This window comes from Streptococcus sp. oral taxon 431, from assembly GCF_023110115.1.
Lineage (GTDB): Bacteria > Bacillota > Bacilli > Lactobacillales > Streptococcaceae > Streptococcus.
On the sequence record NZ_JALDVP010000001.1, the window covers coordinates 208,917 to 226,309 of the forward strand.

The following is a 17,393-nucleotide window of genomic DNA, read 5'->3' on the forward strand; positions in this document are numbered from 1 at the left end:
AAGACGAAGTAGCTAAGCTACCTCGTCTTTTTTAGTCTTTATAAGCTACAATTCCAATAATAGTATCAACTGCACGTTCCATGGTTTGAAGGCTAACGTATTCGAAACGACCATGCATGTTTTCACCGCCAGCGAAGATATTCGGCGTTGGAATTCCCATAAAGGAAATCTTAGAACCATCTGTTCCTCCACGGATAGGCTCGATAATAGGTGTGATACCAAGGTCTTCCATAACCGCTTTGGCAATGGTTACTGGTGTCATATCCTTTTCAATGACTTCTTTCATGTTGTAATACTGGTCTGTCAAAGTCAAGGTTACACGATTGCTAGCAAGTTCTTGGTTCATCTTATCAGCGATAGCTTGCATAGTAGCTTTACGCGCTTCAAAGGTTTCTTTTTCGAAGTCACGAATGATATAGCTAGCACGCGCTTCCTCAACACTACCAGATACATCCATGAGATGGTAGAAACCTTGGTAGCCCTCAGTAAATTCTGGGCGGTCACCAGCTGGGAGTTGGTTGTGGAAGTCAATGGCTAATTGAAGGGCATTGACCATTTGTCCTTTTGCTGTTCCTGGGTGGACATTACGTCCTTGGAAGTGAAGTTCCGCACCTGCAGCAGAGAAGGTTTCGTATTGCAATTCACCAAGAGGTCCACCGTCAACTGTATAAGCAAAGTCGACATCGAAATCTTCTGCATCAAATTTATTGGCACCGACACCAATCTCTTCATCAGGTCCAAAGCCGACACGGATTTCGCAGTGTTTAATCTCAGGATGAGCAGTTAAGTATTCGATAGCTGTCATGATTTCGGCGATACCTGATTTATCATCGGCACCGAGAAGGGTAGTGCCATCAGTAGTAATCAATGTTTGCCCATGATATTTCTCTAAGCTCTTGAAATCTGCAGGATCAAGTTTGAAACCAGAATTCCCAAGCTCGATAACTCCCCCATCGTAGTTTTCAATAACTTGCGGGTTAACACCTTCAGCATTAAAATCAGCCGTATCCATGTGGGAGATAAAACCAATCTTGCGAGTTAAACTTGGATCGTTAGCTGGAAGAGTACCGATAGCAAAACCGTTTGGCAAATAATAGACATTTTGCAAACCGACACGTTTCATTTCTGGGATAAGGATATTAGTCGCAAAGTCTACCTGACTCTGAGTGCTTGGTGTAGTAGTTGAATTTTCGTCTGAACGTGTGTTAACTTTAACATAAGTCAAAAAACGCTCTAGTAATGTTGGATATTTCATTATAACTCCTTTTTATAATTTTTTATTTACCTAAACAGAATTGGCTAAACAACTGTGTAATAAGTTCATCTGGAGCAGCATCTCCGGTGATTTCCCCAAGAATTTCCCAAGTGCGTGTCAAATCAACTTGAAGCAAATCAACTGGCATACCCAGTTCAAGACCTTCGTTAACTGCTTGTAAGCTTTCAACAGCCTTTTCGATTAATGAAATATGACGGGCGTTAGATAGATAAGTAGCATCTTGCTCGACCAAGCCAGCATTTTCAAAGAAGAGGTTATTGATACGTTCTTCAATCTTATCAATGTTTTGATTTTTAAGGACTGAAATACGGATGACATTATCTGGAAGATCAGCAGTTTCAATCGCTTCTGGTAAATCTGTCTTGTTGAGAAGAATAATACGGTTGGTATCTTGACTAATTTCAAGAAGTTGTCGGTCTTGGGCAGTTAGAGGTTCGCTGGCGTTTAGGACTAGTAGAACTAAGTCAGCTTCCTTGAGGGCTTTTTTGGAACGTTCAACACCGATCTGTTCCACGATATCATCTGTTTCACGAATACCAGCTGTATCAATCAATTTGAGAGGAACACCGTTGATATTGACGTATTCTTCAATGACATCTCGAGTAGTACCCTCAATATCCGTTACAATGGCCTTGTCTTCACGCAGGAGGTTGTTGAGAAGGCTTGATTTCCCAACGTTGGGACGACCAATGATGGCCGTTGAAATTCCTTCACGGAGGATTTTACCTCGGCGTGCCGTTTTTAGAAGATTGGTCAAGAGTTGTTCAAACTCCATAGTTTTTTCGCGAACAACAGCAGTAGTGGCTTCTTCAACGTCGTCATACTCAGGGTAATCGATATTAACCTCAACCTGAGCCAAGGTATTGAGAATTTCCTGACGAGTATTGTTAATGAGGTCAGACAGGGATCCATCAAGTTGTTTGACTGCTATATTCATAGCCTTGTCAGTCTTAGCACGAATGATATCCATAACAGCTTCAGCCTGAGTCAAGTCCACACGACCATTGAGGAAGGCACGTTTGGTAAACTCACCAGGTTCTGCCATGCGAGCCCCTTCACGGATAGCCAATTGCAGGATTTCATTGGTCACGGCAATCCCTCCGTGGGTGTTAATCTCGATAATATCCTCACGAGTAAAGGTCTTCGGAGACTTCATAGCCCCAACCATGACCTCGTCCATAACCTTACCAGTCAAAGGGTCAACAATGTGGCCGTAGTTAAGTGTGTGGCTAGCAACTTTGCTCAAGTCTTTGCCTTTAAAAATCTTTTGCGCAATGGCAAAACTGTCTGTTCCGCTCAAGCGGACAATACCAATAGCTCCTTCTCCAAGAGGTGTGGAGATTGCTGCAATGGTATCAAATTCACGTGTAATCATGTTAATTCCTTTTTAAAAATTGAAGCCTTTTATTTACTAATATCTCTTAAAATTGTAACAAAATAAAGTTTTTTATTCAACGAATGCCACTTATAAAGAAAAGCCTAAGCGTTTTGCTTAAGCTCTCTTACTTAGTGCGCATTTCCCCTTGTGGGAAGTAAGTTCCTTCAGGCATATCATTGATGATGACATGAACAGCAGATTGTGGTGCACCAGTGTTACGAACCACAGCTTCGGTTACTTCCTTTGCTAGGGCTTTCTTTTGCTCGAGCGTGCGACCTTCAAATAAATCGATACGTACAAATGGCATAATAGCTTCCTCCACTAGTTTTTGATTTCTTCTATTTTACCACATTTTGCCATTTAAAGCTTTTGGAAAATATGATATACTAGAATGTAGCAGAAAATTAGAAATGGACGTGAAATAGAAACATGGCACAGTTGTATTATCGTTATGGGACCATGAATTCAGGAAAGACCATCGAGATTCTCAAGGTAGCCTATAACTATGAGGAGCAAGGAAAGGGAGTTGTGATTATGACTTCGGCTCTGGATACAAGAGATGGTATAGGCTATGTTTCGAGTCGGATTGGCATGAAGCGACCAGCCATAGCTATCGATGATAATACGGATATTTTTGGGTTTATTCGAGACTTACCTGAAAAGCCCTACTGTGTTCTTGTCGATGAAGCCCAGTTTTTGAAACGTCATCATGTTTACGACCTAGCGCGTGTTGTCGATGAGTTAGACATACCTGTTATGGCATTCGGTTTGAAGAATGACTTTCGCAATGAGCTGTTCGAAGGATCTAAACATCTATTGTTATTAGCAGATAAAATTGATGAGATCAAAACCATTTGTCAGTATTGTAAGAAAAAGGCGACCATGGTCTTGCGTACGCAGGACGGACTGCCTGTTTATGATGGTGAACAAATCCAGATAGGTGGGAATGAAACCTATATCTCTGTTTGCCGTAAACATTATTTTGCCCCCGAAATCAATAAGGAGAATCAATAAGAATGAATATCTATGATCAACTACAAGCTGTAGAAGACCGTTATGAAGAATTAGGAGAATTGCTGAGCGACCCTGATGTCGTTTCAGACACCAAGCGTTTCATGGAGCTTTCAAAAGAGGAAGCTTCAACTCGTGATACAGTAACAGCCTACCGTGAATACAAACAAGTCCTTCAAAATATTGTCGACGCTGAGGAAATGATTAAAGAATCTGGCGGAGATGCTGACTTGGAAGAAATGGCGAAGCAAGAACTCAAGGATGCTAAAGCAGAAAAAGAAGAGTATGAAGAAAAATTGAAAATATTGCTCCTTCCTAAAGATCCAAACGATGACAAGAACATCATCCTTGAAATCCGTGGAGCTGCTGGTGGAGATGAGGCAGCGCTTTTTGCTGGTGACCTTCTAACCATGTATCAAAAGTATGCTGAGGCCCAAGGCTGGCGATTTGAAGTTATGGAAGCATCTATGAACGGTGTCGGCGGTTTCAAAGAAGTGGTTGCCATGGTTTCAGGTCAATCAGTTTACTCTAAGCTTAAGTACGAGTCAGGTGCCCACCGTGTGCAACGTGTCCCTGTGACAGAAAGCCAAGGACGTGTCCATACTTCTACAGCAACTGTCCTTGTCATGCCTGAGGTAGAAGAAGTAGAGTACGATATTGATCCAAAAGACCTTCGTGTTGATATTTACCACGCATCAGGTGCTGGTGGACAGAACGTCAACAAGGTTGCGACTGCCGTTCGTATCGTTCACTTGCCAACCAATATCAAGGTTGAGATGCAGGAAGAACGTACCCAGCAGAAAAACCGTGAGAAGGCTATGAAAATCATCCGTGCGCGTGTGGCAGACCACTTTGCTCAGATTGCTCAAGATGAGCAAGATGCTGAGCGTAAGTCTACTATCGGTACTGGTGACCGTTCAGAACGTATCCGTACTTATAACTTCCCACAAAACCGTGTAACAGACCATCGTATCGGCTTGACTCTACAAAAACTTGATACAATACTAGCTGGTAAATTGGATGAAGTTGTAGATGCCTTGGTTCTTTATGACCAAACACAAAAATTGGAAGAATTAAACAAATAATGAAATTAGCTCAAATTTTTAAAGATTTTGAGGAAAAGTTGATAGAACAAGGAGAGGAAGCAGAAAGCCTCTCCTTTGTCTATCGTAGCCTAAAAAATCTATCTTTTACAGACTTCATCTTTGCCCTTCAGGAAGAAGTCACTGATGAAGATTACAAATTTGTAGAGAACATTTTCATCAAGCTAGCTAGCCACATACCTGCCCAGCACATTATTGGTCATACTGACTTTTTGGGGATGCAGTTAAAGGTAGATGAGCGCGTCTTAATTCCCCGTCCAGAGACAGAAGAGCTAGTAGATCTCATCTTGACTGAAAATCCTAAGAAAAATCTCAAAGTACTAGATATCGGAACAGGAAGCGGAGCCATTGCCCTTGCTTTAGCGAAAAATAGACCAGATTGGTCGGTCACAGCTACGGATATTTCACAGGATGCATTAGAGCTTGCAACAGAGAATTCCAAGAGGCAGGATCTAAATCTCTCTTTTATCAAATCTGACTGTTTCTCCGAAATTTCTTCAAAATATGATATAATTGTATCCAATCCACCCTACATTTCTCGAGCAGATGAGGTAGAAGTTGGCTTGAATGTTTTGCATTCAGAACCACATTTGGCACTCTTTGCTGACGAGGATGGCCTAGCTATCTACCGTAGAATCGCGGAAGACTCCAAGGACTATCTAAATGATGGTGGTAAGATTTATCTTGAAATTGGCTACAAACAAGGTCAAAGTGTGCCCGCTCTCTTTATGGAAAATTTTCCAGAGAAACGAGTTCGAACCCTTAAAGACCGATTTGGCCAAGATAGGATGGTAGTCATTGATGATGGAGAAAATTAAGCAAGAGTTGGAAAAGGGCGGAGCAGTAGTTTTGCCGACCGAAACAGTTTATGGCCTCTTTGCGAAAGCTTTGAATGAGAAGGCTGTTGACCACGTTTATCAGCTCAAACGTCGTCCAAGAGACAAGGCACTTAATCTCAATGTCGCTCATCTAGACGATATCTTGAACTTTTCAAAGAATCAGCCACCTTATTTACAAAAACTTGTTGATAGTTTTCTTCCTGGTCCATTGACCATTATCCTAGAAGCTAGTGACAAGGTTCCCTACTGGGTCAATTCAGGATTACCGACTGTTGGATTTCGGATGCCCAGTCACCCTATAACTCTAGAACTGATTCGTGAGTTTGGTCCCTTAATCGGCCCGTCTGCAAATATTTCAGGACATACAAGCGGTGTTAGCTTTAAAGAAATTTTAAAAGACTTCGGACAAGAGGTTCTGGGTTTAGAAGATGATGCTTTTTTAACAGGTCAAGATTCGACTATTTTAGACTTATCTAGCGACAAGGTTAAGATACTACGCCAAGGTTCGATAACTCGAGAAGATATCCTTGCCAAGATACCTGAAATTCCTTTTGAGGAGGTATGATATGCTACGTGCTTTGAAAGCAACAGATGTTGCATCGATTCATGAGATTAACAAAGATACTTTAGGTTATGATTTTAGCCCTGAGGAAACGGCTAGTCAACTAGCTAAGTTGTCTCAAGACCCCCATCACTTCCTACTGGGGTTTGAGGAACCGACCAGCCATGACTTACTTGGGTATGTACATGCTGAGGTTTATGAATCCCTTTATTCAAAACCAGGTTTTAACATCCTAGCTTTAGCTGTTTTGCCTCAAACACAAGGTAAAGGCATCGGGAAAACTTTGCTCCAAGGATTAGAGCAAGAAGCAGAAAAACGTGGCTACAAATTTATACGATTAAACTCTGCAGACCATCGTCTTGGTGCTCATGCATTTTATGAAAGAGTGGGTTATACTTGTGATAAAGTGCAGAAACGATTTATTAAGTTAATTAAAGGAGAAAAGCTATGATTTTTGATAAAGATGATTTTAAAGCTTATGACGCAGAACTTTGGAATGCTATTGCTAAAGAAGAAGAACGCCAACAAAATAATATTGAATTAATTGCTTCAGAGAACGTTGTATCTAAGGCTGTAATGGCAGCGCAAGGTTCTATCTTGACTAATAAATATGCTGAAGGATATCCTGGACGTCGTTACTATGGTGGTACTGATGTAGTGGATGTTATCGAAAGTCTAGCTATTGAACGTGCGAAAGAAATCTTTGGTGCTAAATTTGCCAATGTCCAACCTCACTCAGGAAGTCAAGCTAACTGTGCAGCATACATGGCCTTGATTGAACCAGGTGATACAGTTATGGGGATGGATTTAGCTGCGGGTGGGCACTTGACTCACGGAGCTCCTGTAAGTTTCTCAGGTCAAACCTATAACTTTGTTTCATATAGCGTCGATCCGGAGACAGAGCTATTGGACTTTGACGCCATCTTGAAACAAGCTCAAGAAGTGCAACCAAAACTTATCGTTGCTGGTGCCTCAGCCTATTCTCACATTATTGATTTCTCAAAATTCCGTGAAATTGCAGATGCTGTGGGCGCAAAACTCATGGTCGACATGGCCCACATTGCTGGCTTGGTTGCAGCTGGTCTTCACCCAAATCCAGTTCCATACGCACATGTCACAACAACAACAACTCACAAAACTCTTCGTGGACCACGTGGTGGGTTGATTTTGACTAACGACGAAGATCTTGCTAAGAAAATCAATTCCGCTATTTTCCCAGGTATCCAAGGTGGACCATTAGAGCATGTTGTTGCTGCTAAGGCTGTAGCCTTTAAAGAAGTATTGGATCCTGCTTTTAAAGAATATGCTGCTAATGTCATCAAGAACAGCAAGGCTATGGCAGATGTCTTCTTGCAAGATTCTGATTTCCGTATTATCTCTGGTGGTACTGAAAACCACCTCTTCTTAGTGGATGTCACAAAGGTTGTAGAAAGTGGAAAAGTAGCCCAAAACTTATTGGATGAGGTCAACATTACCCTTAATAAAAACTCAATCCCTTACGAAACATTGTCACCATTCAAGACAAGTGGTATTCGTATCGGAGCGGCAGCAATTACTGCTCGTGGTTTTGGTGAAAAAGAAAGCCGTCAAGTTGCTGAACTTATTATTAAAGCCCTTAAGAATGCAGAAAACGAAGCTGTCTTAGAAGAAGTGAGAAGTGCAGTCAAGTCCTTGACAGATGCCTTCCCATTATATGAGGACTAATATTTTATGGATATTTATATTAAGAAAGCCATTATCCATCAGTTCAGTCCTGATGACACAGAGTTGTTCTTGGCGGATAAGTTTCTCAATATCACTCCTAAAATCGAGGAATACTTGCGTAAAAAAGTGGAGCGTGTGTATTCGGACGATGCCAAAACTGGGATTTTTGAAGAAGATAATCCATTTTTCAACCATATCACAGAAGATCTAATGGCAACATCTGTGACAATAGCAAACCTTTGGAAAGAGGAATTCTCTGTATCTGAAAACCAAAAGACTAATGACTTGGTTTTTGTCCAGTTTTCAAAAGAGGGAGTAGACCACTTTGCCTTTCTACGAATTGCATTGCGTGAAACCTTGACACACTTGGGTGGCGAGGTTGACAATCCAATCAAACTGACTCAAAATAACTTACCTGGTTTTGGTACTGGAGCTGATGAAGCCCTTGTGGTTAATCTTCAAAGTCGTAAGTATCACTTGATTGAAAAACGCATCAAGTACAATGGAGCTTTTTTAAACTATTTTTCTGAGAATCTCATTCAAGCTCAACCAAAGATTTCACCTAAGAAATCAATCAAGGAACTTGAAAAAACGGCTCAAAAAATTGCCGAAACCTTTAATGCGGATGATTTTCAATTTCAATCCAAGGTTAAATCAGCAATCTTCAATAATATCGAAGAAAACAATGAACTCTCTCCAGAAAAATTAGCTAATGATCTCTTTGACAACAATCTTACTGCCCGTCTAAGCTTTATTGACAGAGTCAAAGAAGCAGTACCTGAGCCAGTTCAGTTTGATGAGATTGATGCTAGTCGTCAGTTAAAGAGATTTGAAAATCAGAAACTTTCCTTGTCTAACGGAATTGAACTCATCGTACCAAACAATGTCTATCAAGACGCAGAATCGGTTGAGTTCATCCAAAATGATAATGGAACTTATTCTATCTTAATCAAAAACATCGAGGATATTCAAAATAAATAATGTTTAAACTTATACGAAGAGTGCTGGTACTAGCAGTCTTCCTTTTCGCTGGCTATAAATCCTATCTCATTCGTCAGGATGTCAAACAAGTCATGACCTATCAACCGATGGTTCGTGAAATCTTGAATGAAAGAGATACTCCAGCAAACGAAGAGCTTGTGCTCGCCATGATCTATACAGAAACCAAGGGTAAAGAAGGAGACGTGATGCAGTCTAGTGAGTCTGCTACCGGTTCTACTGATACCATAAACGATAATGCAAGTAGTATTCGTCAAGGTGTTCAAACTTTGACAGAAAATCTCTATCTGGCTCAAGAAAAAGGAGTGGATGTCTGGACAGCCATTCAAGCTTATAACTTTGGGCCTGCTTATATTGATTTTATTGCCCAAAATGGGAAAAAGAATACGATTGCTCTAGCTAAACAATATTCTAGAGATACAGTTGCGCCGACATTAGGGAATACAACAGGAAAAACCTATCGTTACATCAATCCTATTTCCATTTTTCAGGGTGGAGAACTTTATGTCGATGGGGGAAACTATTATTACTCTAGACAAGTTCAAGTAAATCTCTATATCATGAAAATTTTTAATCTATTTTAAGCATCTAGAAATTCTAGGTGCTTTTATAAGTTTTCTTTAAGGATACTTTAATATGCTAGAGTGGAAAAGGAGGAACGTCTCATGCGAAAGAAATTCTTTCTGACTAGTGCTGCAGTACTTTTAGCAGTTGCAACACTGCAAAGCGCTCAGGCAGCTACTGATGTTCAAAAAGTCATTGATGAAACCTATGTTCAACCTGAGTACGTCTTAGGTTCTTCATTAACAGAAAATCAAAAGAATCAAACACTTAAAAAACTAGGCTATGATGCCTCTAAAGATACTAAAGACTTGAAGACCATGACACCAGATGTCTACTCAAAAATTATGAATGTCGCAAACGACTCTAGTCTTCAACTTTATTCATCAGCGAAAATTCAAAAACTAGGTGAAAAATCTCCACTTGAAGTCAAGATTGAAACACCAGAAAATATCACAAAAGTGACCCAAGACATGTACCGTAATGCGGCTGTTACCTTGGGTGTCGAGCACGCACGTATCACCGTTGCAGCGCCAATCCCAGTTACTGGGGAAAGTGCCCTAGCAGGTATTTACTATTCCCTTGAGTCAAATGGTGTAAAATTACCTCAAGAAAATAAAGACTTGGCTCAGGAAGAGCTTAAGGCCTTGTCTGATATTAATGATGAAAACAAGGACAAATCAGGCTTCGATGCTAACAAGCTGAACGTAGCTCTTGCTGATATCAAGGCTGCAGTCGCTAAGGCTAAAGAGTCCAAAGGTGAACTTACAGAAGATGATGTTCGTAAAATAGTCGAAGATACTTTGAAGAACTACAAACTTGATCAAGTGGTTACAGGCAACCAGGTCAATGTCATCATCAACTTTGCCTTTAATCTTTCAAAGAGCGATATTCTTAATAACGAAGACTTTACAAAGACTCTAAAAGATTTGAAACAAAGTATCGTTGCGCAAGCTGGTGACAGTTTCAGCAATATCGACCTTAACTTTGACGCCAATAAAGCTATTCAAGACAGTGGGAACATCCTTAGCTCTATTTGGCAAGCGATCCTTGATTTCTTCAAGAGTTTTGGTGCTTAGGTCAATTCATGGTATAATAGATGGTAACAGGATTGTTGCTGTCTTTTTTTGTCGGCTCATAGAAAGAGAAAAATATGTTGAAAAAAAATGATATTGTAGAAGTAGAGATTGTCGATTTGACACATGAAGGTTCAGGAGTGGCCAAGGTAGATGGTCTGGTCTTTTTTGTTGAGAATGCTTTACCAACTGAAAAAATCCTTATGCGTGTCCTTAAAGTCAACAAAAAGATTGGCTTTGGTAAGGTCGAGGAATATCTCACACAATCTCCACATCGTAATCAAGACTTAGATTTGGCTTACCTGCGTTCAGGCATTGCTGACTTAGGACATCTAGCTTATCCAGAGCAACTCAAGTTTAAAACCAAGCAAGTAAAAGACAGTCTTTATAAAATTGCTGGAATCATGGATATAGAGGTTTCAGATACTCTTGGCATGGAAAATCCCGTCAAGTATCGTAACAAGGCTCAGGTTCCTGTTCGTCGCGTTAATGGTGTTCTGGAAACTGGTTTCTTCCGTAAGAATTCTCATGATCTTATGCCTCTTGAAGATTTTTATATCCAAGATCCAGTCATTGACCAAGTTATTGTGGCTTTACGTGATTTGCTTCGTCGCTATGACTTAAAACCCTATGATGAAAAGGAACAGTCTGGCTTGATTCGTAACCTCGTTGTACGTCGTGGCCATCATTCAGGTCAAATCATGGTCATTTTGGTCACTACTCGTCCTAAAGTTTTCCGTGTGGACCAGTTGATTGAGCAGTTGATCAAGCAATTCCCAGCTATTAAATCCGTCATGCAAAATATCAACGACCAGAATACCAATGCTATTTTTGGGAAAGAATGGCGTACTCTCTATGGCCAGGATTACATTACTGACCAAATGTTGGGAAATAGCTTCCAAATCTCTGGACCAGCCTTTTACCAGGTCAATACAGAAATGGCAGAGAAGCTCTATCAGACAGCCATTGACTTTGCGGAGCTAAGAGAAGATGATGTCGTGATTGATGCCTACTCAGGAATCGGGACTATTGGATTATCTGTCGCTAAACATGTCAAGGAAGTCTACGGAGTGGAAGTTATCCCAGAAGCAGTAGAAAATAGCCAGAAGAATGCTAGCTTAAATGGCATCACCAATGCCCACTATGAATGTGATACAGCAGAAAATGCTATGAAGAATTGGCTCAAGGAAGGCATCCAACCAACCGCCATTCTGGTTGACCCACCACGCAAGGGCTTGACCGAAAGCTTTATCAAAGCAAGTGCCCAAACAGGAGCTGACCGTATCGCCTATATCTCCTGTAATGTCGCAACCATGGCGCGTGATATCAAACTTTATCAAGAGTTAGGATATGAATTGAAGAAAGTCCAGCCAGTGGATCTTTTTCCGCAAACGCATCATGTTGAGGCGGTAAGTTTGCTAGTCAAGGAGTAAAACGACGAAGATTAGCATTTACTTCCGCCCATGCGATAGCTGTCCGTGATTGACAAGTGCTAGCACGCAGACAGAACGGAGATAGCGAACCGCTGAGTGTGTCGCTCTGCTCGTAAAAGCTTAGAAACCTTTGAACGAAAGGGATAATGAAAGCCTTGATTGCAAGGCTTTTTGCTTTATGGTGGGTAAGTATCAGAGTGAGAAAATTTTTGGAATGAGTAGAAGTGATAGCTAGAAATTATCAGTTTCTATTTCCATTTACCCTGTGGGTACGTGTTTGTTTCCATTGACAAGGAGTTTGTGGGAATAGAAATGTACCCACCTTGTTTGAATCAAGTGAAGTGTAGTTGAAGGAAATCTGTTGAAAGCAATACTTCATTTTACCGAATAAGTAATAATTTAGGCAACTTCAAATCGATTAAAAAAAACTATTTTAAAGGTTAAGAGTAGACAAAAATTGTCCACTCTTTTTTGCAAACTCAATTTATCAATAAATGAAATGAGGGAATGTAAAATGAAATATTTTGAGGTTGAGTTAGAAAATCCTGATGAATTTTTAAAACTACAAACAGAAGATTTTGTGAAAGCTAATCGCTTGCTACTAAGGAAGATAATCCAGAGCGTTACAGTCTATGAAGAAAACTTCGTCATATCCTTTAAATCTGGCATCGAATTGGAAGTATGAGTCTCATTCCATAACTTTTATATTGAACATATCATCTTGTTGTGTTATACTATAAATTGATATAAACAAAGATGTAGGAGGAACCGAAACTATGACAGCCTCAATGCGTTTAAGATAAGCTGGCAATAAAAAAAGCAGAATCTATACCCGATGATAGGCTTTTTTGTTGTGCTTATTTATACGATATTGAGCATTCATTAGTTACGGTGAGGATATTGGTTATTTAACTATACCTTTATTTAACTATGTCTTTAATATGAATGTTTCCAAATTGTATGTATGCAGACCAAAAGCCACATTGTGGGGTTTGGCCTGCATTTTTTATTGCCTAGAATGCTATTCAAAATAGAAATTCAAGCAAAATAATATGCAGGAGATAATATAAATGGAAAAATACAACAATTGGAAACGAAAATTTTATGCAATATGGGCAGGGCAAGCAGTATCATTAATCACTAGTGCCATCCTGCAAATGGCGATTATTTTTTACCTTACAGAAAAAACAGGATCTGCGATGGTCTTGTCTATGGCTTCATTAGTAGGTTTTTTACCCTATGCGATTTTGGGACCTGCCATTGGTGTGCTAGTGGATCGTCATGATAGGAAGAAGATAATGATTGGTGCCGATTTAATTATCGCAGCAGCTGGTGCAGTGCTTGCTATTGTTGCATTCTGTATGGAGCTACCTGTCTGGATGATTATGATAGTATTGTTTATCCGTAGCATTGGAACAGCTTTTCATACCCCAGCACTCAATGCGGTTACACCACTTTTAGTACCAGAAGAACAGCTAACGAAATGCGCAGGCTATAGTCAGTCTTTGCAGTCTATAAGCTATATTGTTAGTCCGGCAGTTGCAGCACTCTTATACTCCGTTTGGGATTTAAATGCTATTATTGCCATCGACGTATTGGGTGCTGTGATTGCATCTATTACGGTAGCAATTGTACGTATACCTAAGCTGGGTAATCAAGTGCAAAGTTTAGAACCAAATTTCATAAGGGAGATGAAAGAAGGAGTTGTGGTTCTGAGACAAAACAAAGGATTGTTTGCCTTATTACTCTTAGGAACACTATATACTTTTGTTTATATGCCAATCAATGCACTATTTCCTTTAATAAGCATGGAACACTTTAATGGAACGCCTGTGCATATTTCTATTACGGAAATTTCCTTTGCATTTGGGATGCTAGCAGGAGGCTTATTATTAGGAAGATTAGGGGGCTTCGAAAAGCATGTATTACTAATAACAAGTTCATTTTTTATAATGGGGACCAGTTTAGCCGTTTCGGGAATACTTCCTCCAAATGGATTTGTAATATTCGTAGTTTGCTGTGCAATAATGGGGCTTTCGGTGCCATTTTATAGCGGTGTGCAAACAGCTCTTTTTCAGGAGAAAATTAAGCCTGAATATTTAGGACGTGTATTTTCTTTGATCGGAAGTATCATGTCACTTGCTATGCCAATTGGGTTAATTCTTTCTGGATTCTTTGCTGATAAAATCGGTGTAAATCATTGGTTTTTACTATCAGGTATTTTAATTATTGGCATTGCTATAGTTTGCCAAATGATAACTGAGGTTAGAAAATTAGATTTAAAATAAACAATATTGGAGGAATATTTATGTATCTTATTTTCATGTAACTCTTCCTGCTAAAATCGCAGGGTTTTCCCTGCATACAAGCAAATGAAAGCATGCGATTATAGACAGGAGGAAATGTTATGGAATTAATATTAAAAGCAAAAGACATTCGTGTGGAATTCAAAGGACGCGATGTTTTAGATATAAATGAATTAGAAGTATATGATTATGACCGTATTGGTTTAGTAGGAGCAAATGGTGCTGGAAAAAGCACTTTACTCAGGGTACTTTTAGGAGAATTAACTCCCCCAGGATGTAAAATGAATCGTCTGGGTGAACTTGCCTATATTCCCCAGTTGGACGAAGTAACTCTGCAGGAGGAAAAAGATTTTGCACTTGTAGGCAAGCTAGGTGTTGAGCAATTAAATATACAGACTATGAGCGGTGGTGAAGAAACAAGGCTTAAAATAGCACAGGCCTTATCGGCACAGGTTCATGGTATTTTAGCGGATGAACCTACGAGCCATTTAGACCGTGAAGGAATTGATTTTCTAATAGGACAGCTAAAATATTTTACAGGTGCACTGTTAGTTATTAGCCATGACCGCTATTTTCTTGATGAAATAGTAGATAAAATATGGGAACTGAAAGATGGCAAAATCACTGAGTATTGGGGAAACTATTCTGATTATCTTCGTCAGAAAGAGGAAGAACGTAAGAGCCAAGCTGCAGAATACGAACAATTTATTGCGGAACGTGCCCGATTGGAAAGGGCTGCGGAGGAAAAGCGAAAACAGGCTCGTAAAATAGAACAGAAGGCAAAAGGTTCTTCAAAGAAAAAAAGTACTGAAGACGGAGGGCGTTTAGCTCATCAAAAATCAATAGGAAGTAAGGAAAAAAAGATGTATAATGCTGCTAAAACCCTAGAGCACAGGATTGCGGCCTTAGGAAAAGTAGAAGCTCCGGAAGGCATTCGCAGAATTCGTTTCAGGCAAAGTAAAGCATTGGAGCTCCATAATCCATACCCTATAGTCGGTGCAGAAATTAATAAAGTATTTGGGGATAAGGCTCTGTTTGAAAATGCATCTTTTCAAATTCCGTTAGGAGCAAAAGTGGCGTTAACTGGTGGTAATGGAATCGGAAAAACAACTTTAATCCAAATGATCTTAAACCATGAAGAAGGAATTTCTATTTCGCCTAAGGCAAAAATAGGTTACTTTGCACAGAATGGTTACAAGTACAACAGTAATCAGAATGTTATGGAGTTTATGCAGAAGGATTGTGACTACAATATATCAGAAATTCGTTCAGTGCTAGCATCTATGGGGTTCAAACAGAACGATATTGGAAAAAGTTTATCTGTTTTAAGCGGTGGAGAAATTATAAAATTGTTGCTTGCTAAAATGCTCATGGGTAGATATAACATCCTAATAATGGATGAACCCAGTAACTTCCTTGACATACCAAGTTTAGAGGCTTTGGAAATACTAATGAAGGAGTACACCGGAACTATCGTGTTTATCACCCACGATAAACGATTACTCGAAAATGTAGCAGATGTAGTTTATGAAATTAGAGATAAGAAAATAAATCTGAAACATTAAATTTAAGGTAGTCGCTGGTCAGTATAGTCTGTTCTGGTTGGCGACTCCATTGTTAAAGAGTATAAAGACTTTAGATTTTATGAATATTAAAAATAGGAACAGTCAATTGAACTGCTCCTATTTTTCTGCTAAATATATTGTAGTTTTCTTATATGTATAATGATAGATTAGCGGATTCTCATCTACGGTACTTACTTCAAATATGAAGAAGTGATCGCGGTTATCTCTGGACTTTTCCTTATTGAGGACAAAGTAATTCTTACGTGAAGTCGCCATTGTTTTTAGGATATCATCAGTTAGGAAGGTCAATGGAATATTCATGTTAGAGTAGCGGTAGAAGTCACGTTCAAAATCTTGGTAGCTCTCGCTATAATAGTCCATTTGTAGGTGATTACGCTGAAACTCAAGCTGATTCATAGAGCACCTCCTCGACAAGTTCAATACTAATAATGTCTTTTAATTTCAAATTGATGTGACCTGTTGTAGTTTTTATCAAAATGAAATCTTTGGTCAGACTTGGTATTGTTCCAGTGTAGGAAACACGCTTGTTTTTTTCAATCACTTGAATGCGTGTGCGTAGCTGCCCGGCGTATACTTGACTGAGGAGTAATAATTTCTTCTCTAGTGATAAGTCAGACATGTACGTTACTTTGTTTGTATCATCAGAGAGTGCTGATGCATGTTCAGATAGGAAAAAGCCCATCCATTTTTGCATCTTTGTATCCTGGTACTCTCTTGCTGATTGAAATGGTAAATATGAACGGTCAATCATATCAAATCCTTTCTATGCAGAGGCAAGGGTATTTTTATCAAATTGAATCGTAAAACCTTGAATTCCCCCACCTGTGTAACATTCTTTAAAGCGATTGATTACCTCAGTATAGATTATCACAGATGAGCTTGTTGGCTTAATGCTAAATGTAAATTCCAATGGTAATCGGTTTTCAGATTTAGCATGTACTAGTCGTATCGATATTTCAGTTGTTTTGAGTTTTCTCTGACGAAGTTTTGAAGTTGCTGTTTCAACGATTCCATGTAAAAATCTTTCAAGCATTTCAATATCATTACATCCTTTGCTACGGATTTCTGAAAATTGTACTGTATTTTTTTCTTGTTTCATTTTAATCCCTCCAATCCACCCGCGGAATGACCACCGATAAGTTTACTGCGTTCAATATTTCTGGAACCTTCAGTTAGGACGGTTCCTTTTTGTATGGCTAAAAAACCAAACTGTTCTCTGACAACATCAATAGCTGTCTGAAGTCTATTATCTTTTTCAATTTGTTCTACATCATCAAAGAGTGATAGTAGAGTATAGCTTTCATCTACGAAGCCACTATAAGATACACCAATTTGTCTCACTGCACCAGAGGTGTATTTTTTCGGAATAATACAAGTACATGACTCACCATTGTTTTGGGGAGATTTGCGGGTTCAATTTTATTCTGAGCATTTATAGATTTTTTCATCTCAGTCCTAGAATAGCCAATATGAATAGAAACGACAGTAGTCAATACTAGGGCTACTGTTCCGTTCCACAGTATCATTTAAAAATCATTTTCACACCCTTTCGTCTATTA

General features: G+C 39.4%; 20 protein-coding genes. 13 read left to right on the top strand and 7 right to left on the bottom strand.

Annotation, left to right across the window (positions count from 1 at the left end):
• Positions 1 to 31: 31 nt before the first annotated feature.
• The 3 genes from pepT to M1F91_RS01150 all read right to left on the bottom strand — a co-directional run bounded on the left by pepT (position 32) and on the right by M1F91_RS01150 (position 2,961).
• The gene (pepT, locus tag M1F91_RS01140) at positions 32 to 1,255 is read right to left on the bottom strand and encodes a peptidase T (RefSeq protein WP_247912273.1); all 1,224 of its coding nucleotides are present in this window, start codon (positions 1,253 to 1,255) and stop codon (positions 32 to 34) included.
• 22 nt (positions 1,256 to 1,277) lie between these two features.
• The gene (gene mnmE, locus M1F91_RS01145) at positions 1,278 to 2,651 is read right to left on the bottom strand and encodes a tRNA uridine-5-carboxymethylaminomethyl(34) synthesis GTPase MnmE (RefSeq protein WP_247912274.1); all 1,374 of its coding nucleotides are present in this window, start codon (positions 2,649 to 2,651) and stop codon (positions 1,278 to 1,280) included.
• Between the two features lie 127 nt (positions 2,652 to 2,778).
• Entirely contained in the window at positions 2,779 to 2,961 is a 183-nt protein-coding gene (locus M1F91_RS01150) for a 4-oxalocrotonate tautomerase (RefSeq protein ID WP_001117401.1), read from the bottom strand.
• Positions 2,962 to 3,083: 122 nt separating this feature from the next.
• Between M1F91_RS01150 and M1F91_RS01155 the strand changes: the two genes are divergently transcribed.
• From M1F91_RS01155 to msr(D), 13 genes are all read left to right on the top strand, one after another.
• Entirely contained in the window at positions 3,084 to 3,668 is a 585-nt protein-coding gene (locus tag M1F91_RS01155; protein WP_247912277.1) for a thymidine kinase, read from the top strand.
• A 2-nt stretch (positions 3,669 to 3,670) separates the two neighbouring features.
• Positions 3,671 to 4,750, top strand: coding sequence for a peptide chain release factor 1 (gene prfA / locus M1F91_RS01160; RefSeq protein ID WP_006148466.1), 1,080 nt, complete (start codon positions 3,671 to 3,673; stop codon positions 4,748 to 4,750).
• Positions 4,750 to 5,586: a peptide chain release factor N(5)-glutamine methyltransferase gene (gene prmC, locus M1F91_RS01165; protein WP_247912278.1), complete on the top strand. Its 837-nt coding sequence runs from the start codon at positions 4,750 to 4,752 to the stop codon at positions 5,584 to 5,586. The genes prfA and prmC overlap by 1 nt, the downstream gene beginning before the upstream one ends.
• A complete protein-coding gene (locus tag M1F91_RS01170; RefSeq protein WP_247912279.1) occupies positions 5,570 to 6,172 on the top strand; it encodes an L-threonylcarbamoyladenylate synthase in 603 nt (200 codons plus the stop codon). The genes prmC and M1F91_RS01170 overlap by 17 nt, the downstream gene beginning before the upstream one ends.
• 1 nt (position 6,173) lies before the next feature.
• Positions 6,174 to 6,620, top strand: coding sequence for a GNAT family N-acetyltransferase (locus M1F91_RS01175; protein ID WP_247912280.1), 447 nt, complete (start codon positions 6,174 to 6,176; stop codon positions 6,618 to 6,620).
• Entirely contained in the window at positions 6,617 to 7,873 is a 1,257-nt protein-coding gene (gene glyA / locus M1F91_RS01180; protein ID WP_247912281.1) for a serine hydroxymethyltransferase, read from the top strand. Before M1F91_RS01175 ends, glyA begins: the two co-directional genes overlap by 4 nt.
• A gap of 6 nt (positions 7,874 to 7,879) precedes the next feature.
• The gene (locus tag M1F91_RS01185) at positions 7,880 to 8,854 is read left to right on the top strand and encodes a nucleoid-associated protein (RefSeq protein WP_247912282.1); all 975 of its coding nucleotides are present in this window, start codon (positions 7,880 to 7,882) and stop codon (positions 8,852 to 8,854) included.
• Positions 8,854 to 9,456 carry a lysozyme family protein gene (locus tag M1F91_RS01190; protein ID WP_247912283.1) on the top strand — a complete coding sequence of 201 codons (603 nt, stop codon included), beginning with the start codon at positions 8,854 to 8,856 and terminating at the stop codon, positions 9,454 to 9,456. Before M1F91_RS01185 ends, M1F91_RS01190 begins: the two co-directional genes overlap by 1 nt.
• Positions 9,457 to 9,537: 81 nt before the next feature.
• Positions 9,538 to 10,512: a DUF1002 domain-containing protein gene (locus M1F91_RS01195; RefSeq protein WP_247912286.1), complete on the top strand. Its 975-nt coding sequence runs from the start codon at positions 9,538 to 9,540 to the stop codon at positions 10,510 to 10,512.
• A 74-nt stretch (positions 10,513 to 10,586) separates the two neighbouring features.
• Positions 10,587 to 11,942: a 23S rRNA (uracil(1939)-C(5))-methyltransferase RlmD gene (gene rlmD / locus M1F91_RS01200; RefSeq protein WP_247912288.1), complete on the top strand. Its 1,356-nt coding sequence runs from the start codon at positions 10,587 to 10,589 to the stop codon at positions 11,940 to 11,942.
• Positions 11,943 to 12,456: 514 nt separating this feature from the next.
• Positions 12,457 to 12,627 carry a hypothetical protein gene (locus M1F91_RS01205; protein WP_000873143.1) on the top strand — a complete coding sequence of 57 codons (171 nt, stop codon included), beginning with the start codon at positions 12,457 to 12,459 and terminating at the stop codon, positions 12,625 to 12,627.
• Positions 12,628 to 13,012: 385 nt separating this feature from the next.
• Complete coding sequence (mef(A), locus tag M1F91_RS01210) at positions 13,013 to 14,230, top strand: macrolide efflux MFS transporter Mef(A) (protein ID WP_000417519.1); 1,218 nt, start codon at positions 13,013 to 13,015, stop codon at positions 14,228 to 14,230.
• Between the two features lie 119 nt (positions 14,231 to 14,349).
• Positions 14,350 to 15,813 carry an ABC-F type ribosomal protection protein Msr(D) gene (gene msr(D) / locus M1F91_RS01215; RefSeq protein WP_000420313.1) on the top strand — a complete coding sequence of 488 codons (1,464 nt, stop codon included), beginning with the start codon at positions 14,350 to 14,352 and terminating at the stop codon, positions 15,811 to 15,813.
• A gap of 117 nt (positions 15,814 to 15,930) precedes the next feature.
• On the opposite strand, the gene M1F91_RS01220 is transcribed toward msr(D), so the two are convergent.
• Genes M1F91_RS01220 through M1F91_RS01235 form a run of 4 tightly spaced genes read right to left on the bottom strand, consistent with a single transcriptional unit; the run spans position 15,931 to position 17,175 of the window.
• Positions 15,931 to 16,230 (bottom strand): DUF5960 family protein, encoded by a 300-nt coding sequence (locus M1F91_RS01220; protein WP_001072467.1) that lies wholly within the window; start codon positions 16,228 to 16,230, stop codon positions 15,931 to 15,933.
• On the bottom strand, positions 16,217 to 16,585 hold the full coding sequence (locus M1F91_RS01225; protein WP_000567222.1) for a hypothetical protein: 369 nt from the start codon (positions 16,583 to 16,585) through the stop codon (positions 16,217 to 16,219). Before M1F91_RS01225 ends, M1F91_RS01220 begins: the two co-directional genes overlap by 14 nt.
• Before the next feature lie 12 nt (positions 16,586 to 16,597).
• Entirely contained in the window at positions 16,598 to 16,933 is a 336-nt protein-coding gene (locus M1F91_RS01230; RefSeq protein WP_000806926.1) for a hypothetical protein, read from the bottom strand.
• Positions 16,930 to 17,175, bottom strand: a complete 246-nt coding sequence (locus M1F91_RS01235; RefSeq protein WP_001813542.1) for a hypothetical protein — start codon at positions 17,173 to 17,175, stop codon at positions 16,930 to 16,932. The genes M1F91_RS01230 and M1F91_RS01235 overlap by 4 nt, the downstream gene beginning before the upstream one ends.
• Between the last annotated feature and the right edge of the window lie 218 nt (positions 17,176 to 17,393).